Source organism: Pseudoalteromonas sp. CO325X (assembly GCF_004208955.1).
GTDB lineage: Bacteria > Pseudomonadota > Gammaproteobacteria > Enterobacterales > Alteromonadaceae > Pseudoalteromonas > Pseudoalteromonas ruthenica.
In genome coordinates this window covers 58,655-82,421 of record NZ_SGPG01000033.1, presented here as the reverse complement: position 1 = coordinate 82,421, position 23,767 = coordinate 58,655, and the positions used below count along the sequence as shown (strand labels likewise).

Annotated in this window: 20 protein-coding genes; 7 read left to right on the top strand and 13 right to left on the bottom strand. The window is 48.8% G+C overall.

Annotated features, from left to right (window positions below; all coding sequences use genetic code 11):
• Window position 1: 1 nt before the first annotated feature.
• Window positions 2-739: a VacJ family lipoprotein gene (locus tag EXT46_RS17685; protein WP_053911151.1), complete on the top strand. Its 738-nt coding sequence runs from the start codon at window positions 2-4 to the stop codon at window positions 737-739.
• Window positions 740-798: 59 nt separating this feature from the next.
• Here the strand turns inward: EXT46_RS17685 and EXT46_RS17680 are convergent, their stop codons facing one another.
• The gene (locus EXT46_RS17680) at window positions 799-2,019 is read right to left on the bottom strand and encodes an HDOD domain-containing protein (protein WP_130148889.1); all 1,221 of its coding nucleotides are present in this window, start codon (window positions 2,017-2,019) and stop codon (window positions 799-801) included.
• 374 nt (window positions 2,020-2,393) lie between these two features.
• On the opposite strand from EXT46_RS17680, the gene putP reads away from it, so the two are divergent.
• The gene (putP, locus tag EXT46_RS17675; protein ID WP_130148887.1) at window positions 2,394-3,881 is read left to right on the top strand and encodes a sodium/proline symporter PutP; all 1,488 of its coding nucleotides are present in this window, start codon (window positions 2,394-2,396) and stop codon (window positions 3,879-3,881) included.
• Window positions 3,882-3,992: 111 nt separating this feature from the next.
• On the opposite strand, the gene EXT46_RS17670 is transcribed toward putP, so the two are convergent.
• The 8 genes from EXT46_RS17670 to EXT46_RS17635 all read right to left on the bottom strand — a co-directional run bounded on the left by EXT46_RS17670 (window position 3,993) and on the right by EXT46_RS17635 (window position 12,214).
• Window positions 3,993-4,724, bottom strand: a complete 732-nt coding sequence (locus EXT46_RS17670) for a DUF3379 family protein (RefSeq protein ID WP_022944759.1) — start codon at window positions 4,722-4,724, stop codon at window positions 3,993-3,995.
• The gene (locus EXT46_RS17665) at window positions 4,717-5,241 is read right to left on the bottom strand and encodes a sigma-70 family RNA polymerase sigma factor (RefSeq protein WP_257220993.1); all 525 of its coding nucleotides are present in this window, start codon (window positions 5,239-5,241) and stop codon (window positions 4,717-4,719) included. Before EXT46_RS17665 ends, EXT46_RS17670 begins: the two co-directional genes overlap by 8 nt.
• A gap of 141 nt (window positions 5,242-5,382) precedes the next feature.
• The gene (locus EXT46_RS17660) at window positions 5,383-6,984 is read right to left on the bottom strand and encodes a BatD family protein (RefSeq protein WP_130148885.1); all 1,602 of its coding nucleotides are present in this window, start codon (window positions 6,982-6,984) and stop codon (window positions 5,383-5,385) included.
• Window positions 6,978-8,876, bottom strand: a complete 1,899-nt coding sequence (locus EXT46_RS17655) for a VWA domain-containing protein (RefSeq protein ID WP_130148883.1) — start codon at window positions 8,874-8,876, stop codon at window positions 6,978-6,980. Before EXT46_RS17655 ends, EXT46_RS17660 begins: the two co-directional genes overlap by 7 nt.
• Complete coding sequence (locus EXT46_RS17650) at window positions 8,873-9,868, bottom strand: VWA domain-containing protein (protein ID WP_045979854.1); 996 nt, start codon at window positions 9,866-9,868, stop codon at window positions 8,873-8,875. The genes EXT46_RS17655 and EXT46_RS17650 overlap by 4 nt, the downstream gene beginning before the upstream one ends.
• A complete protein-coding gene (locus tag EXT46_RS17645; RefSeq protein ID WP_130148881.1) occupies window positions 9,861-10,292 on the bottom strand; it encodes a DUF4381 domain-containing protein in 432 nt (143 codons plus the stop codon). Before EXT46_RS17645 ends, EXT46_RS17650 begins: the two co-directional genes overlap by 8 nt.
• Window positions 10,293-11,258, bottom strand: coding sequence for a DUF58 domain-containing protein (locus EXT46_RS17640; RefSeq protein WP_130148879.1), 966 nt, complete (start codon window positions 11,256-11,258; stop codon window positions 10,293-10,295).
• Window positions 11,258-12,214 (bottom strand): MoxR family ATPase, encoded by a 957-nt coding sequence (locus EXT46_RS17635; protein WP_130148877.1) that lies wholly within the window; start codon window positions 12,212-12,214, stop codon window positions 11,258-11,260. The genes EXT46_RS17640 and EXT46_RS17635 overlap by 1 nt, the downstream gene beginning before the upstream one ends.
• Window positions 12,215-12,507: 293 nt before the next feature.
• Between EXT46_RS17635 and fadI the strand changes: the two genes are divergently transcribed.
• The 4 genes from fadI to EXT46_RS17615 all read left to right on the top strand — a co-directional run bounded on the left by fadI (window position 12,508) and on the right by EXT46_RS17615 (window position 17,219).
• Window positions 12,508-13,818, top strand: coding sequence for an acetyl-CoA C-acyltransferase FadI (gene fadI, locus EXT46_RS17630; RefSeq protein ID WP_022944751.1), 1,311 nt, complete (start codon window positions 12,508-12,510; stop codon window positions 13,816-13,818).
• Complete coding sequence (fadJ, locus tag EXT46_RS17625) at window positions 13,818-16,004, top strand: fatty acid oxidation complex subunit alpha FadJ (RefSeq protein ID WP_130148875.1); 2,187 nt, start codon at window positions 13,818-13,820, stop codon at window positions 16,002-16,004. The genes fadI and fadJ overlap by 1 nt, the downstream gene beginning before the upstream one ends.
• A gap of 199 nt (window positions 16,005-16,203) precedes the next feature.
• The gene (locus EXT46_RS17620; RefSeq protein ID WP_022944749.1) at window positions 16,204-16,395 is read left to right on the top strand and encodes a hypothetical protein; all 192 of its coding nucleotides are present in this window, start codon (window positions 16,204-16,206) and stop codon (window positions 16,393-16,395) included.
• Between the two features lie 371 nt (window positions 16,396-16,766).
• Window positions 16,767-17,219 (top strand): FxLYD domain-containing protein, encoded by a 453-nt coding sequence (locus EXT46_RS17615; protein WP_130148873.1) that lies wholly within the window; start codon window positions 16,767-16,769, stop codon window positions 17,217-17,219.
• Between the two features lie 138 nt (window positions 17,220-17,357).
• Here the strand turns inward: EXT46_RS17615 and EXT46_RS17610 are convergent, their stop codons facing one another.
• The 3 genes from EXT46_RS17610 to EXT46_RS17600 all read right to left on the bottom strand — a co-directional run bounded on the left by EXT46_RS17610 (window position 17,358) and on the right by EXT46_RS17600 (window position 22,750).
• The gene (locus EXT46_RS17610) at window positions 17,358-17,657 is read right to left on the bottom strand and encodes a hypothetical protein (RefSeq protein WP_045979849.1); all 300 of its coding nucleotides are present in this window, start codon (window positions 17,655-17,657) and stop codon (window positions 17,358-17,360) included.
• Between the two features lie 71 nt (window positions 17,658-17,728).
• Window positions 17,729-19,828 (bottom strand): EAL domain-containing protein, encoded by a 2,100-nt coding sequence (locus EXT46_RS17605; RefSeq protein WP_235045733.1) that lies wholly within the window; start codon window positions 19,826-19,828, stop codon window positions 17,729-17,731.
• Between the two features lie 213 nt (window positions 19,829-20,041).
• Window positions 20,042-22,750 carry an insulinase family protein gene (locus EXT46_RS17600; protein ID WP_130148871.1) on the bottom strand — a complete coding sequence of 903 codons (2,709 nt, stop codon included), beginning with the start codon at window positions 22,748-22,750 and terminating at the stop codon, window positions 20,042-20,044.
• A gap of 164 nt (window positions 22,751-22,914) precedes the next feature.
• Here EXT46_RS17600 and sixA point away from each other — a divergent pair, with 164 nt between their 5' ends.
• Window positions 22,915-23,382 carry a phosphohistidine phosphatase SixA gene (sixA, locus tag EXT46_RS17595; protein ID WP_130148869.1) on the top strand — a complete coding sequence of 156 codons (468 nt, stop codon included), beginning with the start codon at window positions 22,915-22,917 and terminating at the stop codon, window positions 23,380-23,382.
• 3 nt (window positions 23,383-23,385) lie between these two features.
• Here the strand turns inward: sixA and EXT46_RS17590 are convergent, their stop codons facing one another.
• A complete protein-coding gene (locus tag EXT46_RS17590; protein ID WP_053911162.1) occupies window positions 23,386-23,715 on the bottom strand; it encodes a translation initiation factor in 330 nt (109 codons plus the stop codon).
• Window positions 23,716-23,767: the final 52 nt, after the last annotated feature.

Sequence of the window (23,767 nt, the reverse complement as noted above, 5' to 3'; positions counted from 1 at the left end):
CATGTTAAAGAAGACTTTTATAACGCTTGTGGCGTTAGTACTCAGTGCCTGTGCCCAGGTTCCTCCAGAAAAAGAGGATCCGCGCGATCCGCTACAAAGCCTGAACCGACCATTGTATGACTTTAATATGGATGTGTTGGATGCTTACATCTTGCGCCCAGTTGCGGTGGGTTATGTGGAAGTAACGCCGGCGCCAGTTCGTCGTTCGGTGGTGAACTTTACCGACAATATCAGTGCGCCAACCGATGCTATTAACGCAGCACTGCAAGGCAAAGCGGATCACACCGGCATAAGCATTGCGCGCTTCTTAGTCAATACCACAGTAGGTATAGGGGGATTATTTGACGTGGCTTCATCCCTTGGGTTGGAGTATGTTGATGAAGACTTTGGCCAAACCTTAGGGGTTTGGGGGGTCGGTGATGGAGCGTATGTGATGATCCCAGGAATGGGGCCGAGCACCGCACGCAACGTAGCCGGCGATATTGTTGATAATGTGGTATTGCCTGAAATCGCTCTGACCACACCGCAAACTATTTTAGTGTTTGCTTTGAAGGCCGTGGAGGCGCGAGCTTCATTGATCCCCCAAGAGAGCCTGCTAAATGAATCGCTGGACCCGTATACCTTTATGAAAGATATATACTACCAGCGCCAGCTGTATGAGCTACATGACGGCAATCCGCCTGTAGAGGAAGAGCCTGAAGCGCAAGACTACGACGATGACTTTTTGGAAAACCTCTAATCGATTAGCGCGAACAGCGAATAATAAAAAAGCCGGCAATTTACCGGCTTTTTCAATTATTACATAATGGCTTGCATTTGCTCGTTGGCCCAATGAATTGCCTCGTGATAGGCATCGGGCACTTTGTTGGCATCCAGTTTCATTTCTTCTACTGTTGCGTTAGCTTGTTGCCACTGGGCGTGCTCATAATATTTTACCAAGGTGATATAGCCCGCAAGCACGCCTTCGTTGTCGCGCAGCGCCGCTTTTATATCATTGGCCAAAGGCAAACGTTCAACAACCGCTGCCATATCTTGGTCTAAAATCGCGTCTAACAGAGACATCATGCCGGTTAAGAATGCACGCCCTGGATCACCTGCATTTTGGTGTTGCTCCGCTAATACCTCAGCAAAACGGGCGCGGGTTAAGGATAAACGCATCAGTTCGGCGGGTTTGTCTGAAGACAGTTGCGCGGTGAACAGCAGCGATAAAAACTTTTTAATCTCTTTGGCACCGAGCACCACGAGCGCTTGCTTGATGGTGGATACCTCAGCGCGGCGTTTAAACATGGCGGAATTGGAATAGCGCAACAACTTGTAAGAGAGGTTAACGTCGCGCTCAAACACCTTAGTGACTTTTTCCAAATCCATTTCACTGGTTGATGTTTCGTATAGCAACTCGGCAAGCGTCAACTCCGAAGGCGGCAATGCCTTACTTTGTACCATCTCAGGCTTAGAGAAGAAGAAGCCTTGGAAGTAGCTAAAACCAAGGTCGAGGGCGTGCTGATACTGCTCGTAAGTTTCTACCTTCTCAGCCAACAGCTTGATGTTGTCAAAGCCTTTAATCGCCGCGACCACTTCCTGTATTTCTTGTTCGCTGGTTTCCAGGTAGTCGATTTTAATAATATCGATAAAAGGGAAGAAGTGACGCCAGACGTTTTGATGCTTATAGTCATCAAGGGCAATGGTATAGCCTTGCTCTTTCAGGTCTTGTACTAGGGCTAGCAGACGTTTGCCAGGTTGCACGGTCTCCAGTATTTCAACGACAATTTCGTCAGTGCCCATCATGGTGGCATATCCTTTACTGAGCGTTTCCAAAGTAAAGTTGATATAAGCCGGCTTATTGTCGGTTAGCTCTTCAAGGCCAAAGGTAAACTGACTTCCTTCGATAAGCTTGGAGGTGGCTTCATCACCATTGATTTGTGGGAACACATTGGCTAAGCCATCGCGGAACAACAGCTCGTAGCCGACCAGTGTTTTCTCTCTATCCAGAATGGGCTGACGCGCAGCGTAAAAATTCATTTATTGGCACTTCCAAAAATACGTTGCTAATTGCTTAACAATATATGAAAAATCTAGGTTGTTTTCATTAATAATTATACTTTTTTGTGAGCTAAGTGCGCAAATGTGACGTTGAAACCATCATATGTATCAAATATTTAATACATAAGTATGGATATCGCACTAATTGGAGTTGCGGGTCAGGGCCATGCTATAGTGGTGTGAGCGTACGTTGTGATAAAAAGACACTGCAACGTCGTGAGGGTATGCTGACCTTTGCTGCAAAAACAGGCAGCAAAGGTCAACGCGCCTAAGTAATAATAACAACATTCTTCGCCCAATCTGTGCTTCGTGCGGCTTTTGGGGTGAAGCTCAGCGCTAAGTTGGAGGCTAAATTGGAAGTAGGTACGATAATTTCTCTTGCTCTGTATTTCATCGTTATGCTCGGCATCGGTCTGTATGCATACAAGAAATCAACGGATGATGTATCAGGGTACATGTTAGGCGGGCGTAATCTTAGACCCAGTGTAGCAGCGCTTTCTGCAGGTGCTTCTGACATGAGCGGTTGGATATTGATGGGCTTGCCTGGCGCTATGTTCTTAACTGGCTTTAGTGCTACCTGGATTGCCATAGGATTGGTGATCGGTGCTTGGGCTAACTACCTATTAGTGGCGCCGCGCTTACGTGTATATACCGAGCGGGCCAATGATGCGATAACCATTCCTGATTACTTTGCTAACCGCTTTAACGATTCCAAAAACGCGCTGCGTGTGGTGTCGGCGGTGGTGATCATCGTGTTTTTCACCTTATATACCTCTTCAGGCGTTGTCGCTGGCGGTAAACTGTTTGAAAGCTCGTTCGGTTTATCCTATGAAATGGGCTTATATGTGACCACCGGCGTGGTCGTATTGTATACCTTATTTGGCGGCTTTTTAGCCGTGAGCCTAACTGACTTTGTGCAAGGCTGCATTATGTTCTTAGCGCTCATTATCGTGCCTTTTGTTACCTATACCTTACTTGAGCAGCCTCTGCCAGCCACGCTTGAACAGGTAAATCCGGATATGCTTGAGTGGGTGGGGACCGGCTCAGTACTAGGAATTATTTCGGCTATGGCGTGGGGTCTGGGTTACTTCGGTCAGCCCCATATCATCGTACGCTTTATGTCAGTTCGTGGTTTGAAAGATATTCGCGTTATGCGCCGTATTGGTATGTCGTGGATGATTGTTGCTGCGGTAGGTGCAGTGGCAACAGGTTTATGCGGTGCTGCTTATAGCTATGAGAAAGGTATTACCGTTGAAGATGCGGAAACCATTTTCCTCATTTTATCTCAATTGCTATTCCACCCACTGGTGGCCGGATTCTTATTAGCAGCTATCTTAGCGGCTATCATGAGTACCATTTCCTCGCAGCTATTAGTGAGTTCCAGCTCGCTGACAGAAGACTTCTACAAGATTTACATCAAACGTGATGCCTCAGAAAAAGAGCTTGTGCTCGTGGGTCGCATCAGCGTGCTACTGGTTGCACTGTGTGCCATCTACCTTGCATATGACCGCGATAGCTCGATTTTATCGTTGGTGAGTAACGCTTGGGCCGGTTTTGGTGCGGCGTTCGGTCCGCTAGTATTATTTAGCTTGTATTGGCGTCGTATGAACCTTCCAGGCGCGCTTGCAGGTATGATTGTTGGTGCGGCTACAGTGCTATTCTGGATTTACGCGCCTGTTACGATTGATGGCCAGTCACTAAGCGACTGGATGTATGAAATCGTCCCAGGCTTTATTCTTGCGAGTATCGCTATTGTTACAGTATCGCTGGCGACTAAAGAGCCTAGCGAAGCACTGACAGATACCTTTGATAAGGTTGAGGCAGAGCTGCAAGAAGGCTAATCCCTGAGAATTAGAGATAGTAAAAGGCCACCCTTAGCGGGTGGCCTTTTTTGTGTCTTTGAGCTGTCCTAAGTAGCGTTGAGGGTATTTAGTAACAGCAACCCTAGTTCGCTAATTCCAACGCAGTGATTGGTTTATTCGTGCCTGGTATTCATCCACTGGCGCTTGCGCCATAGCCACGAGTATGGCGTCTCCTTGAGGGAAGTGTGAAACGCGTCCAGCGAAGCGCTGATCATTAAAATGGGCATCACCGAGATAATCGTTCGCAGAGGGGACGATAAATACCGTCATCGGGCCGAAATCCGATTGAAAAACTAGGTGCAAACCTTTTTGCCCTTTGAAATTACAGTAACGGGCATAGGTGATAGCCCCAGGTAACTCATCAAGGTGGCCGCCAAGCTCAGAGAGTCGTAAATTGACCTCATCCAAGGCTATTTCCTCATTTACGCTCAGTGCGTCAATTTCATGATAAACATGCGCCAAAGCGTGCTCACCAATAGATAACGTTGGCGACATCAGGTGATACAACACCCCAGTAAAGGCGATAACGACAGACGCAGCTATGGCGATATACCACGGCGTTTTTGGTTTAGTCTGCTTCGCTGCGGAGTTATTGCCCGAGCGTTGATCGCTTTGCTCCCCCATGGTTTGGTTAAAAATAATTTTATCAGCCAAATTATCGGGTACAGGTACCTGCATCGCCTCAACAAGCTCTTTATCAAGCTGTTTTAACTCATTAACTAATTGTTTGCGCTCAGGACTTTGCTCTGCAAACTCAAGCACGTCCTTGTCTTTGGTGTTTGGATGAGCAAAAAGGCGCCGGCGAAATTCTAATTCATCCATTTGGAGCCCCTTTCATAGGTTCAGTGGTTCGAGTGAGTGCGCTTTTTAGCTGATTTCTAGCTCGATATAAGCGCGTCATAACCGTGTTTTTGTTTAAGCCGAGGATTTGCGCAATTTCATCGCCGCTGCAGCCACCAATCACTTGTAGGATTAACGGTTCACGGTATTCTTGCGCAAGCTCCATAATACGTCGTTGGACAACGGTCATTTCCATTTCGTCATCTAGAGAAGTGCTGCGTTCGTCGCAGAGGGTGTCTTGTTCGACATCACTGTAATCAAACTGCTTGCGTTCAAAGCGGCGAGCATTTTCTCGTCGCAAAATAGTAAACAGCCACGACTTAGCAGCGTTCTGATCGACTAATGAATCTAATGAACGCCATGCTCGTAAAAAAGTTTCTTGGACCAGGTCTTCAGCCACACTAGGGTCTTTGCAAAGCCAATAGGCAAAGCGATAGAGCTCTTTGTGGTATACCTGCACCAGCGCCTCATAGCGCTTTTGTTTATCTGCCATGCCCATTAAGACCTCCGACAGCAATAAAACATTTCACTTAACGGGAAATTTATTTGCTCAAGGCAATATTAAGCGCCTGCAGAGCAGGCGCTTAAAGACAGTTGCAGTTATTTGCAGTTGCCACTCGCAGTGAAGCGAACTAATGCCTTAATACAAGGAGTCTAGTTCAGTTTGTTGCTTTTGCTGCATGCTCACGGGTGTGTTAATACCTTGCGCAATCAAAAAGTAGTCAACCACGGTCTCGTCATGGCTATAGAGTTGCTGGCGCAACTTGGTAAGTTCTTGGCGGGCATTTTCAGGCCAATGGCTTTGCCATTGGTGAAGTGAGCTTTTGTTCGCTTTGGCATGCGCATCTAAGGCGCGATAGAGCTCCTGCGGGTTTTGCGCTTTAAGCGCGCGCTGCACAGCCTGCAAATTACCCTTTGCTGTTTTAGGCTGCGGTTTGGTGCTGGTTGGTGCTAAAGGCTGAGTACGTTGATGTTGCCACCACCACGCTGCCATAGTCAGGAGCCACAGCGCATAACCTAGTATCGCCCATAGCAAGCTTACATCAGAATGCGCGGGTGGCGCGCTAACATCGTTAGTTGCGGTGGTTTGCGGAGCATCACTAAGGGAGGGGGCGGCCGTGGTGCTGGCCTCGCCGACCACGGTAATGGTTTTTTCTGCTACTTTGGCTATTTGCGCGCGTCCTGTAACGGTATTAAACCAAGGCACCTCGATTGCTGGCAGCGTATAGGTGCCAGGCTGTTGTGGCACATAGGCAATGGATGTGGTGGTTTGAGCAATAATACGACCATCGCGAATAAGATGCGTGCGCTCGGATTGATCGGGGTAGCTGCGCACGTTTTCAAGGTCTGGGCTGGTTAAATCCGGCAGTTGCTCTTTGGTGGTATTCAAAGCCGTCAGTGTCAGCGTTCGAGTGATGGGGGTGCCCACCTGCACTTGTTCATCAGCGCCTTGCCACTGTTCACTTAAATCCACCAACTCACTTGGCAACCATGTGCCATTAATGCCTTCGGGCATGGGCTTCACATCAACCAATGTATTTGTGGCACTGGCACTGACTGCCATAGCACGGTAGTTTTTACGCACTTTGCCGTTTAAGCGTGGCGCTTGTAACTCAAAGGTGCCACTTTTTTGTGGTTGTACTAAGTAGTCGCGTTGGATCACTAGGTAGCGCCGCCCATCAATAACTTCTTGGCTCTCTCGCTGCTTGCCCATTTGCGTAATATTGGCGTTTTCCATACTCGGCGCGGCCAGTGAACCATCAATTAAATCAACACCTAAGTAAAGTTTAACGGTATAAACCCCGGCTTGCTGCACATACAGTGACTGCGGGGTGAGCTCGGTTTTAATAAAGGCGGTGCTATCGTCAAGACTGCTGTTGGCGTTGTTAACCACTTTTAGAGTGAATGGCTCTGAGCTCACGCCATTAATAGTAAACGCCGGGATTTCATAATTACCCGCTTCACGTGCCATCAGCTCGATTTGCCATGTAGATTGTCGGCTTACGGCACCATTGATAATACGTGTTTGGTTACTACGAGACATAGGGCCAACCACAAAGTCATCAAGCAGCGCTTGAGTATCGGGTTGGCTGTTGTTGACCGTATCATCGGCTTTGATGGTTATAGCGAAATACTCACCGGCAAGCACAGGGTTTTTATCGACACTGGCGGTAAGCTTAGTGAGCGCCAAAACGGGCATTGCTAAGCAGGTGAGTGCGATGAAGAAGGCGGTTCTTACCATGATTTTTCAACTCCTTGTGGTAAGCGGCGATAACGTTGTCTTTTTCTTGATTCAAGTTGCATTTTATTGCGCAGCAGAATTTCAGGGTCGTCAGGGATCTTGCGCAATAACTGATTCAACTGCTGGGCGCGCTCGCGCTCCTCAGGCGTCAGCTCACTGGCTTGTGCCGCCAGTTGTTGCTCTGTGCCCTGCTGATCACCTTGCTGTTGCTGCATTTGCTGAGCTTGTTGCTGTTGTTCAGCACTTTGCGCTTTATCGCCTTGTTGCTGCTCGCCATTTTGGCGTTGCTGCTGTTGCTGCGACTGTTCACTGTCGCTTTGTTTAGACTCAGACTCGGTAGGTTGTTGCCCACTCGATTCATCGTTTGCTTGGGCACTGTTTTGCGGGTCATTGTTGTTTGCGTCGTTACGCTGACCGGCGCTTTGTTGTTGCCCTTGTTGTGACTGTTGTTGCTCACCTTGCTGCTGATTATCGTTGTCTTGCTCTGTTTGCTGCTTATTTTGTGAGGAATCTTGTTCGTTATTTCCTTGTTGTGATTCCTGTTGCTGTTGTTGGCGCATTTGTTCCACTAATGCTTTGTTCCGTGCAGCCGATTCGAGCTCAGGATTTTTTTCCAGCGCTTGCTGATAACGCTCAATTGCCTCATCAAGTTGCCCTAATTGCGCCAGGGCGTTGCCTTGGTTGTACAGCCCTTGCGCTGAATTGTCTGAAGCAAAGGCATCAAGAGCGCCTTGGTAATCCTGTTGTTGATATTTTGCTGCTCCGGCTATCAGCGGGTTTTCAGTTTGGCTGGCCTGATCATAGGCCTCGTTCTGATAAGCGGATAGGGCGTTTTGCTGTTCGTTGTTAAACCAGCTCTGCCACTGCGCCGCATAGGCCTTAGGTTGTGGCAGTAGCACCATAAAGGCGCACAGTACTAAAGCGCGACGGCCCATTAGCCATAACATTAACGGCACGATTAGCAGGGTTAAATAGATGCCGGCATCAATGCGCCATAAGGTCTGTTTATTGTCCTGTTGCAATTCTTGCTGCGGTTGCTCGGTGCTCTGCAGTACCGAGAGGTTTGCCGCACTTGCTTGATAGCGTAATAACTTTCCGTTGCCGGCTTGGGCCAAGCGCTGGAGACGTGAAAAGTCGGTGGTAGGGATAACGATTTGCCCGTACTGATCTTTAAGAAAACCCCCATCTGGCAAGTTAATCGGAGCACCCTCGGCAGTACCTATGGCATAAATATGTAAGCGATAGTCATGACTGGCGAGCCAATCACGGACATCCGCTTCTTCATCGGCATCTATGCCATCGCTCAGTAAGATCACATCGCCACGTGCATAGCCTGCTTGGCTGAGTAACTCTTGTGCCTGTGTCAGACCAGCAAGCACATTACTGCCTTGTCCGGGCATAATATCTGGGCTGAGACTGGGAATCAGATTAGTCAACGTCTGACTATCTGAGGTTAAGGGCGAAATTGTATAGGCATCATTGGCGTAAGCAACCAGCGCAGTTTCTCCTTCGGTGAACAAATCCACCATATCCAGAGCTTTATAGCGTGCTTGTTGCAGCCGGCTTGGGGCGATGTCGGTGCTATACATTGAGCGCGACATATCCATGACTAACACCCGGGCCATTTTGCTTTGATAGACTGGCACCTCTTTTTTGCTAAAGCTTGGGCCGGCAATCGCCACTACCATCAAGGCCATAAGCAAAGTACTTAATACATGACTAGGTGCTCGCTTTTGCTGGCCTTGACTCAGGACCTGTGTTGCCAAGTGCGGAGCAATAAGTTGGCTATTGCTAGGTTGGCGTTTGCTCCCAGTGAGCCGCCAGAGCATGTACAAAGCCACCACTATCAGCAACCACAATGCATCGGGGCGAATAAACGTAAACTCGGTCATGCATCACCTACTACAGCTTGCTGCTTCAGTTGTCGCCATAAAGCAGCCAAAAATAACATCAATAAAGCGCCGCTTAGGGGCAGGTAAAACAAGGCATCCACTGGGCGGAATGTTTGCTCTTGCTCAGCTTGTGGCTCGAGCGCATCCAATTCTTTATAAATATTGGCCAAACTTTGGGTGTCTGTGGCGCGAAAATACTGACCGCCGGTCTGCTCTGCAATGGTTTTTAGCAGCGATTCGTCGAGCATGGCCCCAGAGCTGCCAAGCATAGAGAACAACCCGCCTTGGTTGCGGCCATCTGCGCCCACACCCACGGTATAGACTTTGACGCCGGCGTCTTTGGCCAAAATAAGCGCCTCTTCGGGTTTCAGGTTACCAGCGGTGTTTTGGCCATCGGTGAGTAAGATCACTACCTTGTTTGATTGTGACTTTTCATTAAAGCGCTTCACCGACAGCCCAAGGGCATCACCAATGGCGGTGGCACGTCCTACTAAACCAATTTGTGATTCTTCGAGCATTTGCGCCACAGTGTCAACGTCGCGTGTTAGTGGCGTTTGTAAAAACGCGGTGTCGGCAAATAAAATAAGCCCCAACTGATCGCCACGGCGCTGGCTAATAAACTCACTGAGCACCGCTTTAACGACACTAAGGCGGTCGACGAATCGCCCTTGATAAGCCATATCTTGCTCACGCATTGACCCAGATAAGTCCACCGCCAGCATAATGTCACGGCCTGGCTCTGAGAGGGTGATGGGTTCACCACGAAACACCGGATTGGCAGCGCTGGCCACGACCAGCGCCCAGACAATTGCGAGTAACCAGTGTGGCCACTTGCGGCTGGGCGTGACCTTGGTGTTGGTCATTCCCATGTGTGCCAGAGCGTGGATGCGCAGCATCAAGGTGCTATGGTGTTTTTGTTTGCCAGCGATGAGCGCAATAAGCCAAGGCAAAGGCAGCAGGGCAAAAGCCCAGGGCCAAGCAAATTCAAACATCGATGCGCTCCTTGGTTTTAAATTGCTTTATGGCTTGGTGCAGCTTGTTTTTTAACTCATCGCTTACCGCTCTAGGCTGATATAACTGCTGCAACTCTCGGGCGTTAAAATCAATATCACTTAATAGAGTCAATACTTGGCTCCAGCGCTCGGCACTGAGCGCCGCTACACGCGTACCATAGTAATGTTTGCCTAACCGTTTGAGCAGTTGATGCAAACGGGCGGCATCTTGGCTCTGCGCTAAGCGCAGTGCTTCGCGCTTGGCGCGGTTATGGCGGCGTTGACGCACATACAGGACGAGCGCCAATACCGCAGCAATCAACAGCACAGCCGCGATAACCCACCAGGCGGGGCCTGGCGGCCAAGCACTTACCTGCTCAGGGACCATGACATCGTCTAATTGAGAGAGGGGGTTGCCTTGCATTTATGCACTCCGAAGCGAAAATTGTTGCTCAAGGGCACTGGCAGCGGAAATCTCCACCAGTGAGTGGCAATGGCGAGATAAACGCTGTAGGCGCTGTGAGTCAAATTGCTGTGCTTGGCGATGATAGCGGCGGCGAAATTGGGCATCATCTAGAGCCAAACTTATTTTACCCCGGCCGGTGTCGACGTTGATGGCGTCATTGAATTGTGGCAGCTGGCGTTCGAACGGATCACTAATGACACCGGCTACCACTTCGCAATGGCGTGCCAGTTGCTGCAGTTGACGCTCTATGGCATCGCCGTATTCATCGTTGAGCTCAACAAAGTCACTGAGCAAATACACCACACTGCCTGGCTTGGCTAATTGGTTCATGCGTTGCAACTGGCTGAGCAGGTTCCCCGCGTGTACCTGCTCGCCAATGTCTGCATGCTGCATGTCTTGCATTGCATGAAGTACCCTCAATACCGCTTTATCACGGCTTTGTGGGCGAAACTCATGGTGCTGCTGTTCGTTAAATACCAAGGCGCCAAGCTTATCGCCGCGTTTACACGCCGACCACGCCACCAGCGCAGCCACATGAGCGGCTTGCACCGATTTGAATACAAACTGTGAGCCAAACTGCATCGACGAGCTAAGATCGACCATTAGCAACACAGGGCGTTCTTTTTCCTCTTGAAAAAGCTTGGTGTGCGCTTCGCCAGTACGAGCGGTGACGCGCCAGTCGATACTGCGCACATCATCGCCTTGTTGGTAATGGCGCACCTCAGCAAACTCCATACCACGGCCTTTGTGCGGGGCCAGATACTGACCACTTAGTGGGCTGCGTAAACGCTTTTGAACCGCCAAATCCAGCAGCTGGGTTTTGCTTTTATAATATGTCAGCTCTTTCAGTGACAGGCTATGACCGTTGCTGTGCAGCTTTTCAAGCCAGTACGCCACCGAGTGAGTGGGGGCCTGATTGTTCATTAGGGCACAGCCACTCGCTCGAGAATGTGCTGGAGCACTTGGTCTTTGGTGATGCCATCGGCTTGCGCTTCATAACTTAAAATGATGCGATGGCGCAGCACGTTGTGGAACACCGCTTGAATATCTTCGGGGCTGACAAAGTCACGACCCTCTAGCCAAGCATGGGCTCGCGCAGCACGGTCAAGGGCTATGGTGGCACGGGGGCTGGCACCATACTCTAGCCAGCTAGCGAGCTGGTCATCCAGTTGCTTGCCATCGCGAGTCGCCATAATGAGTTGCACTAGGTACTGCTCCAGCGGCTCGGCTAAGTGCAAGGCTAATACTTCCTTGCGCGCGGCAAATAAATCCGCCTGGGTGAGCGGCTCAATATGGGCGTGTTCCCCCTCAAGTGCTTCGCCGCGCGTCAGCCGTAAAATGGCGAGCTCGGAGTCCGCATCGGGGTAGTCAATATTAAGGTGTAGTAGGAACCGGTCAAGCTGAGCTTCGGGCAGTGGGTAGGTGCCTTCCTGTTCGAGCGGGTTTTGCGTCGCCATGACCATAAACAGCTGCTCTAACGGATAGGTGTTTTTACCCACGGTAATTTGCCGCTCTGCCATGGCTTCTAATAAGGCCGATTGCACTTTTGCTGGTGCCCGGTTTATTTCGTCGGCTAACACTAAGTTATGGAAAAGCGGGCCTGGCTCAAATACAAATTCGCTGGTTTGCTGACGATAGATATCGGTTCCAGTAACATCTGAGGGCAGTAGGTCAGGGGTGAACTGAATACGTTGAAAACTCCCCTCCAACCCTTTGGCCAGCGCATTCACAGCTCGCGTTTTGGCAAGCCCAGGAGGCCCTTCCACCAATAAGTGACCATCAGCGAGAACAGCAATTAATAATGCTTGAGTCAAATGGGGTTGGCCGATAATTTCGCTATCGAGGTAGGTTTTTAATTGTGCAAACTTAGCAACTGCCATAAGTGTACGTATCCTTGCCGGCATAAATGAAACAGAGCAACCTAAATGGTGGGGGAACCCAGCCCTAGGTTGGCGCAACGCCCTTTAGGCACTGCACTGTTTAAAAAGTTCGATTGATTTTACTCACAATTACATAGTTTTAAAGTCTTGTTTTTATTTTCATCGTACCCAGTTCTTAACTATTGTTGTAGCTGGCGCAGGAATTTTAGCGTCACTATTGGCATTGCGCTTTGGGTTGTTTTAGAATCGAGGAAATATTAACAGGTCAGACCTGTCAGCAGGAGAAGCATTTTATGTCTGAGCAAACAAAATTAACAACACGCAACGGGGAGCGCATCGCCATTGTTAGCGGCCTGCGTACGCCTTTTGCAAAACAAGCTACCGCCTTTCACCACGTCCCAGCACTCGATTTAGGCAAGCTGGTCGTCAACGAAATGCTTGAGCGCTTGGACTTTGATCGCAAAGAAATTGATCAGTTGGTGTTTGGCCAAGTAGTACAAATGCCCGAAGCGCCGAATATTGCCCGTGAAATTGTCCTGGGCACTGGCATGCCAGTCAATGTTGATGCTTACTCGGTATCACGGGCTTGTGCGACTAGCTTCCAAGCGATTGCCAATGTCGCTGAATCAATTATGGCGGGTCATACCCAAGTGGGTATTGCTGGCGGTGCAGACTCTTCTTCTGTCTTACCTATTGGTGTAAGCAAGAAATTGGCAGGCAGCCTTGTGGATTTAACCAAAGCGCGGACCCTCTCGCAGCGCTTGAAGATTTTCTCTAAGTTGCGTCCTAAAGATCTTATGCCAGTGCCACCGGCGGTTGCCGAGTACTCAACTGGGCTTTCTATGGGGCAAACGGCAGAGCAAATGGCGAAAAGCCACAGCATTAGCCGTGCTGATCAAGATGCCCTGGCGCATCGCTCGCATACGTTAGCCAGCCAAGCTTGGGCTGAGGGCAAATTGACGCAGGAAGTTATGACTGCGCATGTACCACCTTATAAGTCATTTATTGAACAAGACAATAACATTCGTACTAATTCACAGCTTGAAGGCTACGCCAAACTGAAGCCGGTATTCGATCGCAAATACGGTAGTGTCACTGCCGCGAACTCGACGCCATTAACCGATGGTGCGGCTGCCGTGATGCTGATGAATGAAAGCAAAGCCAAAGCGATGGGTTATGAAATCTTGGGTTACATCCGCAGTTATGCCTTCAGTGCCATCGGTGTGCACGAGGATATGTTGATGGGTCCGGCACATTCGACCCCTGTTGCCCTAGACAGAGCTGGGATCACCTTAGGCGATCTAGACCTAATTGAAATGCACGAGGCTTTCGCGGCGCAAACCTTGGCTAATATGAAAATGTTTGCTTCTGATAAGTTTGCCAAAGAGCAGCTTGGCCGTGATAAAGCCATTGGTGAAATTGACATGGACAAATTTAACGTCAACGGGGGCTCGCTAGCATATGGCCACCCCTTCGCCGCTACCGGAGCCCGTTTGATTACACAAAGTATTCATGAGCTTAACCGTCGCGGCGGTGGCTTAGCCCTAACTACGGCGTGTGCTGCCGGTGGTTTAGGTGCGGCCTTTGTATTGGAGAGCGCATAATGACAACAGAATCCGTATTTAGTTTTGAGTTAAACGATGAGCGTGTTGGCATCGTCACTATTGACGTGCCGGGCGAGAAAATGAACACCTTGCGCGCCAGTTTTGCTGAGCAGCTGCAAGACATTGTTCGCACCGCCAATGAAAATAACGTCAAAGGCTTGGTATTTACCAGCGCCAAGCCAGATAACTTCATCGCCGGCGCCGATATCAACATGCTTGATAATGCTCATTCACGTGAAGAAGCCTTAGCGTTATCGACCATGTGTCAGGAAGCGTTTTTTGAACTGGAAAAGCTGCCTTATCCCACCGTCGCGGCTATTCATGGTGCCGCCCTAGGCGGGGGCTTAGAGTTTGCCTTGGCATGCGATTATCGGGTGTGCAGCGACAGTGATATTACCAAAATGGGCTTGCCTGAAGTGCAGCTTGGCCTGCTCCCAGGAGGCGGCGGTACACAGCGTTTACCTAAATTAGTGGGCTTGCAGAAAGCCTTAGAGTGGATGCTAACCGGCAAGCAAGTGCGTGCTAAGCAGGCGAAAAAAGCTGGCCTCGTCAATGACAGTGTCCCTCACAGTGTTTTACTTGAAGTGGCGTGTAAATACGCACTTAAAGGCAAAGCGCGTGCAACCAAGCCGCCGTTGGATAAAGTATCGGCGTTGTTGGAGTCTAATCCATTTGGTCGCAACCTGATTTTCAAAAAAGCGGCTGAAAACGTCGCCAAAAAGACCGGTGGTCATTATCCCGCACCGAATAATATTATTAAGGCAGTGCGCGCCAGCGTTGAGCTAGATACCCTCAAAGCCTACAAGACCGAAGCCGATGGCTTTGCCGATTTGGTGATGAGTGATGTATCGAAATCGCTGCGCGGTATCTTCTTTGCTACCACGGAAATGAAAAAAGAGTGGCGCGCCGATGATGCTCCGAGCACCGATAAAGTGGCGGTGCTGGGCGGCGGCTTAATGGGCGCCGGTATCACCCATGTCAGTGCCATCAAAGCGGGCGTGCCGGTGCGTGTCAAAGACGTTGCCCATAAAGGCATTAGCGGGGCGATGAATTACAGCTATAAGCTACTAGAGAAAAAACGCAAGCGTCGTATTATCTCCAAAGCGCAGTTACAAGAGCAGATGAGCCGTATTACCGGCACTACTGATTACAGTGGCTTTGCGCACGTAGATATGGTGATTGAAGCGGTATTTGAAGATCTCAAGCTGAAGCAATCAATGGTTGCCGATATTGAAAGCCATGGCCAAGCACACACTATTTTCGCTAGTAACACCTCGTCACTGCCCATTGCCCAAATTGCTGAGCAAGCGCAGCGCCCGGAGAATGTTATTGGCTTGCATTACTTCTCGCCGGTAGAAAAAATGCCGCTGGTGGAAATTATCCCCCATACAGGCACCAGCGAGCAGACCATCGCCCGTACGGTGAGCTTTGCCCGTAAACAAGGCAAAACACCCATAGTGGTGAAGGATAAAGCCGGCTTCTTTGTAAACCGTATCTTGGCGCCTTATGTAAACGAAGCAGCCAACCTATTGTTAGCCGGTGAGCCCATTGAAAAAATAGACAAAGCCTTGGTTGAATTTGGCTTCCCAGTGGGACCATTAGCCTTGCTTGATGAAGTGGGCATCGATATCGGTTCTAAGATAGCGCCTATCTTGGAAAAAGAACTGGGTGAGCGTTTTAAAGCCCCCGATGCGTTTAGCCGCTTAATCGATAACAAGCGACTGGGACGCAAGTCAGGCCGTGGTTTCTACGATTACTCGAAAAAAGACAAAAAGCCTGACGAGTCAGTGTACGAACTTCTTGGCGTGACTCCGGCTCCGAAGTTGAACAAAGAGCAAATAGCCGAGCGTTGTGTTATGCAAATGCTTAATGAAGCGGCGCGCTGTTTGGATGAGGGCATTGTTGCAAGCGCCCGTGATGGCGATATTGGTGCCATCTTCGGTATTGGCTTCCCACCTTTCCATGGCGGACCTTTCAGTTACATGGATAAGTTAGGGCTGAGCAATGTGTGCTCAACGCTATCGAGCTACGCCCAGCAAAACGAAGTGTTCACGCCAGCCCCCGCTTTGGTGGCAATGGCTGAAAAAGGGCAGCGTTTTTATGAGCAAGACGCGGCGCCACAGGAGACGGTCGAGCAGGATACTGCAGAGCAGGGGACCGATGACCCCTCGACGCAACCATCTTGATGGCTCTGCCAATCGCCTAACACTTAGCGCTGGTTTTTAACCGGCGCTTTTTTATGCCACAGGCTTAGGCCGCGACGTGCTCAAAGGCACTAAAAAGGCACTATAGTTGCTGCTTAGGGCGATGAACTTACGACTTTGGTGTGGTTAATAACTGAGCGTAAAAATGCTAAACTGCGCGCCTACATTCAGTGGGGGTTGTATGTTGTTGTTAGTGAGTGTGTGTTTTGCTTTGTTGTTGTTTTTTGTGGCGTCGTTTAAAGGCATGCCAGCAAAACGCTGGGCGCTGGCGGGTGGCTTAATTGGCCCGGTCGCGTTAGCGCTATTTAACGTACATTATCGTCGTGCATTAATGCGCAGCGTTGCCCACTGCGGTATCATTTGGCGACCTTAGTACCTAAGAGTCAAAACATTGCGTGAGCAGTACGAAAAGGGAATAGGCAAGGTTAATGCGTGTCACCCTGATATACAACATATAACTTAGTGCTGAACAATAAGCAGCCGTGGTTCGTTTGCGAGACTCAGTAGTGCCATAGGCTAACGGCACCATCCAACTTAGACTATAAGCCTCGTTACATAACGTTTTTCCCCAAACAATCATATCAATTCATCAGTGGCACAGAGTGAATTTGTTACCGCGAGTGATTGTCTTTGTACAACCAAATAGTTCATCATTAAAACTGATTGGGTGAGGGAACCACTGGGGTACTGCTTCCCTAGCGAAAGCTACCCCTAACATTCAGGCATTAAGCCAAGGAGAGTATTATGTTAACTAAAAGTATGAATGAAGTATTAAAAGGGTTCTTTTGGGGGCTTGGTTTTGCTATTTCAGTTATAGGCTTGGCCAGTGTTTATAGCTTAACCATAGCCGCTTCCGTCGATATGGGTTTTAAGAAAAACGTACGTTCGCACGCTATGAGTTCGTTTGAAGACTTTGCATCTGACTATGAGCTGAGTTTATCGGAGATATTTAAGGAGAATGGCCGCGTTAAGATCACCGCTGAGCTCAAGAATATCTCTAACGATGAGTTGTATACGATGGGGGTTGTTGCGTCCACCTTCGATTCCAACGGCCGATTTATTGGCAACTGTTCAGGTAAAGGCGCCGAGATAAGTTTGTCTCCGGGTGAGGTCAGTTACGTTGAAATCGACTGTAACTTGTTCAAGACTCAAAGTGAAAGAGTGCACTCTGCGAAGTTAACACTTAAGTGGATTTGATTGTCTCGCAGCCAACTGCTGGTAAGAGGTGTAGGCAGGCGCTTGTGCCTATCGCCTTGGTGAGTTACTGCGCTTGAGGGCCTTTGCCGGTCTTTTCGGAGATGGCAATGCGGCCCTTTTTATTCGTGGTAGTGGGCATTACTGCCTAAGTCTCTGCTCCTTTAAATTGAGACGCTGGTGGGAACTATATACGCGGGCTCTGTCATCGCCTTTGCTCACATAGGCGTCCATCTCAACGCTTATTAGCGCTGATGGGAACACCTCGAGAATCCCCAACTCACCCAAATTAGCGGATAGCAGTGCAGTTTTGCCAGTGGCAATGAGGCTGCTATCGACATCTCGCAAATCGCCATCGACATATAATTTAGCGCCGTGGAACCAGGAGTTAATGATTCTAATATGGTGCCCTTTGACGGTGAAGGTGAATTCTTTTTTCATTTCTAAAGTCCTTTTAACAGCGGCCTAAAATATTCTTGTTAAGCCTTCATTGAGCCTGCGTCACACTGTGGTTATTGCACCAGCGACAAGTGATGCTGATCTTGCGTTTTACTGCGTTCGCGCAATAAAAACGCCTCAAATTGCTCAGCCGAAAGCGGTTTAGCGTAGTAGTAGCCCTGCATTGTTTCGCAGCCCAACTGCTTTAATTGCTGCAGTTGCTTGGCTTCTTCAACGCCCTCAGCAACCACATGAAGACCTAAGTTTTGCGCTATGGTAATAATCGAGTCGACCATGTTTTTACCTCGCTCATTAACCATATCAACGATAAAGGCGCGGTCGATTTTCAACGTGTGCAATGGGAAGCGTTTTAAATAGGCCAGCGATGAATAACCGGTACCGAAGTCGTCCATCGCGAGGTGAATTCCTTTCCCTACTAGGGCGTGCATAATCGCGATTGCTTGCTCTGGGCTGTCCATAACGGTGCCCTCGGTTATTTCTAGCTCAAGCGCACTGGCGGGAAGATGATATTGCTGCAGTAGAGCATCGATACGATCGGTTAAATCAGGCAGTGCAAACTGTTTCGCCGATAAGTTTACAGCAACTCGCCCGGAAAATAGCTCGGCGTCGCGCCAGCGTTTTACATCGCGACAGGCTTTTTTTAATACTACTTCACCAATCTCAATAATTTGTCCGGTTTCTTCGGCAATGGGAATAAACTGCCCAGGACTGATCAACCCTTTTTTCGGGGTTATAAAGCGCACCAGTGCTTCCATTCCGGCTAATTGGCCAGTGGCGATATCCATCTTCGGTTGGTAAAAAACCTCGAAATGATCCCGCTTAAGACCAAAACGCATTAAGTTCTCAATTTGCAGTCGTTTAACCGCTTGGTGGTTCATTGCATCATTAAAGAATAAGTAACGGTTCCCTTGCTGCTTAGCATGGTACATTGCGGTATCAGCGTTCTTTAATAGAATTTGTGGTGATACGCCATCCTCCGGGCTCAACACTATGCCAATCGAGGCGGTGATGGCGAGTTCATGGTTCATCATCCGAAATGGTGTGGCAATGGTTTGCAAAAAGTCGTTACTAATCGCGGTAATAGTATGAATGTCGTTGGTGCCGCGCATCACCAATGCAAACTCATCGCCGCCGAGGCGATAAAAAGTGTCTTGCGGGCGCTTACGTTCACTTAAACGCTGGGCTAATTTGATAAGCAGCTTATCGCCTAATTGATGGCCCAACGAATCATTAATCTTTTTAAAGTTATCCAAGTCCATCACCATCATGGCGTGGTGGCTGTCTTGTTTCATTAAGGTGTCGAGGTCGACAAAAAATTGATTACGATTGGCAAGCCCAGTGAGGCTGTCTTGATTAGATAAATCATTGAGGGCTTGTTCAGTCTTTTTGCGTTCGCTTAAATCGGAGTAGACCATAATATAGTAGTCTACCTCGCCCTGTTGGTTAAGTACCGGGTCCACGCTCAGTTCCATGGCTAATCTTTTGCCATGCTGGCTGCGCACCGACACTTCACACTGAATATGGCTGTGCTGTTGCACTTGGCGCTTCAGTGTACTTATTTGCTTGGTATTCAAACCCGGAAGAGTAAAAGCCAAGCCTTGGTGCTTTTTCTGAGATAAAGAGAACAATTCGGTGAATGCAGGATTGGTATCAACGAGCTTGAATTCATGGTCATATATGGCCATCGCATCACTGAGATTCTCAACGCATTTAGCAAATAGGTCTAAGCGCTGCTCAGTGGTTTTGATATCGTCGATATCTTTCATTGTGCCACTCATACGCAGCGGTTGTAGTTGGGCGTCTTTTTCTACCACCTTTCCTCTATCTAGCATCCATCGCCACTGTCCCTGCTGGTCAAGCAATCGGTAGTTAGCTTCAAAAAACGCTGTTTTTTGTGCAAGGTGGGCGCGTAAGGCACTTTGAACGCGAGGTAAATCCTGTGGGTGTATCAGTGCTTGGTTCGGGGGAATGCAAAAACTTTGTGTGGTTGCACTGTGATTGGCATGCTCATCATTAACGCGTTTGACCTCACCGGTTTTTATATACCAATCCCAGAGGATGTCACCACTGCCTTCTAAGGTCAGTTTTAGGTGTTGTTCTGAGCGTGCCAATTTCTTACGTGAGCGGCGCAACGAAATAACACTGAATGTCATAACGCATAGCAAGGCAAGAAGTAGTGATAAAACAACCGTGTGTAAAGGAGAGTCGAACAGCATGTGCGCTTGCTCATGAGCAAACGAGCACCCACTGACAAGCAACAATCCGCTTATTATTAAGCCTTTTCTACAACCTGACCTAAACACACACTGTCATTCTATTTACTACAATCATGCTAGGTTAATTCAAGCCGTTGATTGAGTAAAGCATTATGCGTGTTCCAAGGCTTGTTGCGACTGTTTAACCCCGTCACTGAGCCACTCCATGCGAGCCCGCGAAGGAGAAAAAAGCTGCTGCATATAGTGCTGTACGTCTTCCAAGGAGATAGCATCAAGTGTCGTTAATAAGTTACTTTGCAGGCTAAAATCGACGCCCGGGTTACTAATTGCTAACCAGAAGCGTTGTGAACGCAAGCGCAGGTTTTTGTCCTTTTCGGCAATTTGCCGGTAGAGGCTGTGCTTGGCTTGTTGCCAGTGAGGCTCATCAATTTCAGCGAACCCCTGCACATACTGCTTGATAAAGGCGCGGTGATGAGAAAGTAACGTGTGCGCATCGACATTGGGGGATTGCACGTAAAATGCCAGCCCAGCGCGAGAATTAAACGGTGCATAGCCTGCACCGACCAAATAACCTAATTGCTGCTGTGTACGCAGTTGATGAAAATAGGGCTGATTAATCAAGTGGTTAACAACCATCATCAATACTTTTTCTTTTATATCTGCGGTCTGTGCTTGGTAGTAAATGACCATGGCATTGTCACTGCATTGCAGTTTTAGGTGATGAGTGTCGACTTGCGTAATTTCATTCAGTGGGCGGCTAATGCTGTCGATACTGGCGCGGGTACGCAAATGAGATTGCACCAAACGTAAGAAATCGTAGGCATCGGCAGGGCGCCAATTACCATGTAAAAACGCCTCTACATGCACGGATTCGAAAAAGGCTTGGCGGAACTGTTTAAATTGCATGTAACTGGTGCTTTTAAGTGCCTGCGCGAGCTCCGTCGGGGTGGGGTTCCAAGGCATAATCTGCGCGCCGATACGGCTGAAAATCTCACTAACAGGCTTGTTCTGGTTACTGTTTTGCCAGTGGCGCACTAGCTGCTTTTTGTACTCAGCAAAGCGCTTCGTGCAAATATCCGCATGAAACAGCGCTTGCAATAGGCCTTGCACCAGTTCTAGTTGGCTTGATGACAAGCCGGCGGTGTGTAAAGTCAGTCCGCCTTGATGCGATGAAATATGGTAATTCAGCCCAGCCAACTCAGCAGGGTAAAATTGCTCTGCCACACAATCAATAAACAGATCGGCAAATAAACGAGTCAGCGCCATGTGTTGCACGTCTTTGACCGCCAGCTCTGAGTCCAAAGCGAGATAAAAGTGACCCTTAGCAACTCGGTAGGTCGCATCTTGCTTAAACCAGAAATTAAGTCCTGGATGAGTGGCGAGCTTTTGTGGTTTATTGCCTGGCGCCACTAATTCATGAAGCACGCAAGGACGCTGTAGGTAGGGGTTTGTGCTTGGCAGAGACATGGTATTAAGTGGCGTATCAATACTCTCCAGCGCGGTTAACCAATCTTTATCGAGTGCGTTGATGCGGTACGGTGTGTTATACCACTTTGTATAGCGACTTGGCTCGACGCCGGGGTGAATTAGCACCAGGCGCATATTCTGGGGAGTCAGCCATTGCAGTACCTCAGCAAATTGCTGGCTGTTAAAGCCAGTCATCAGGTAGTCACCGTACAAATAATGCTCGCTGGGGTAGTGGTGCATATTCACGCTGATACCGCTGACCCAGTCGAGTAAGCGAACTCGCTCTTGGTTATCAAAGGCAATTTGCAACAACGTTTGCTTGTCACGATACAGCGGTGGCAACTTATCGTCGTTACATTTTATCAGCGCAATATAGGCGAACACCGTTTCAACGATGTCTTGGTAATACTCAATGCCCTCATCGGTGAGTGCGAGGCTGATATTAAAATCTTTAAAGTTACTGCCATTAATGCCTCCACCTGCGGATAACGCATTGATCCAACCTTGATTTTTTAGCAGTGAGTGCAAGGAACCAGGGCCTTCGTAGCCTAATAAGTGAGCCAAAAAGCTCACCGTTTTGTGTTTATAAAAAGCATCAATGCTGGGCATAGCAAAACTAATTATGAGCTTTTGTAAGTGCTTGTGTGGCTCAATATGCAGCTCAACCCCCAAGTCCTGCTCTCGGTATAAAGGTTCGGTGATCGCAGGTTTAGGTTGCTGGGTGCCAGTGATGGGGGTGAATAGCTCCAGAGCCCATTGCTTGAGCTCAGACAAAGAGTGAGGGCCGCTCAACACCAATGTCATCCACTGGGCTTGATAATGTTGCTTAAAAAAAGCCAGCAAATCATCGCGAATAGCGTTTTGCTCATCACTTAATGTGTTGCTGTTGCCCACAGAGAACTTGGCAAAAGGGTGTTTTGGATTCACCGTTTCTTTGTGCGCCTGGTATATGCGTCGGCCATCGTCCTTTATTTTAAGTTTAAACTCGGCGTCAATGGCGTTACGTTCTTTATCGACCTCTTCGGCGTTAAACAACGGTGCATAAAAAAGCTGGCTGAAGCGTGTCAACGCTTGGTGATAGTGCTCGTTGGCGACATCAAAGTAGTAGCAACTGTGCTCGGTGCCAGTCCAAGCGTTACTGCTGCCACCATGATGACTGATAAAATCGTGGAATTCTCCAGAGGCAGGGAAATCTTTGGTACCGAGAAATAACATGTGCTCTGTGAAATGCGCTAATCCTTGTCGGTGCCAAGGATCATCAAAGTGCCCGGTATTCACCGTCAGTGCCGCAGCGGCTTTTTGGCTGTCTTGATCCTCGACCAACAACACCCTAAGACCATTGGGCAGTGTCAGCGGTTGGTAGAGTCTGTTATCATTGCGGCTGATATTCAAACAATGCTCCTGAAACTAGAGAAGTTGCAAGACGTTCAGGGCCAGCTGTTACGGCTTGGTGCCTACCCGAATATCGATGGTTAAGCTAGACTATAGCGAACATGCAACCAAGATGGCTAGCTTTTAGGTTAAAACTTTTTTGCTAATTAGTTGATTTCTTTGCAATGAAAACCATTTTAATCATGCGCCATGGGGAAGCTCAAGCGCTACAAGCGCAGGACCACTTGCGCGAACTGACTCAAAGAGGTCGGCAACAAGCTGATCATGTAGGCCAATGGTTAGCACAAAGGTTTAATCCACAAGGCTTATTAGTAAGCCCTTATGTGCGCGCTCAGCAGACTGCCGAGTGTGTCAAAGAACATTGCCGAGGTTTCACCTTGGAGCAAACGTGCGATGACATTATTCCCAGCGCTAACGCGAAAACCGCCGTTGACTACTTACAAGCACTTACTGAAGTTCATACTGAAATAGACACCTGGTTAGTGGTGGCACACATGCCAATCGTCAGTTACATGGTGGCGGAGTTCTGCCCTGAGCAAATGCCCATTTTCGCAACCTGTGGGGTGGCTCATATTGACTATGATCCGGCCACCATGAGAGCGCGCTGGCAGGCGTTATATAGCCCTAAATAGAGGCTAACCGCCGGCAATTTTAACTTTGAAGCCCTGAGCTTCAAGCAAACCTTTGAGCTTGTCGCGATCGTCGCCCTGAATCTCAATCACTCCCTCTTTAACGGCGCCGCCTTGGCCCATTTTTGATTTCAGGGTTTTTGCCAGCTTTTTCATATCATGCTCGCTCGGATCAATGCCCACAACGAGCATGACACCTTTGCCTTTGCGTCCTTTGGTTTGACGCTCAATACGCAGTGCACCGTCTTTAAAAAGCTTAACATCCGGCTGTTCACTTTGTTTTTCAGGTCGAATGCGGCCAGTGTCGGTAGAGTAAACCAAGTTATTATCGCTCATGGGTTGCTCCAATTAATAAACATAAAGTGTCATCCTAACATATTTTGGTGTT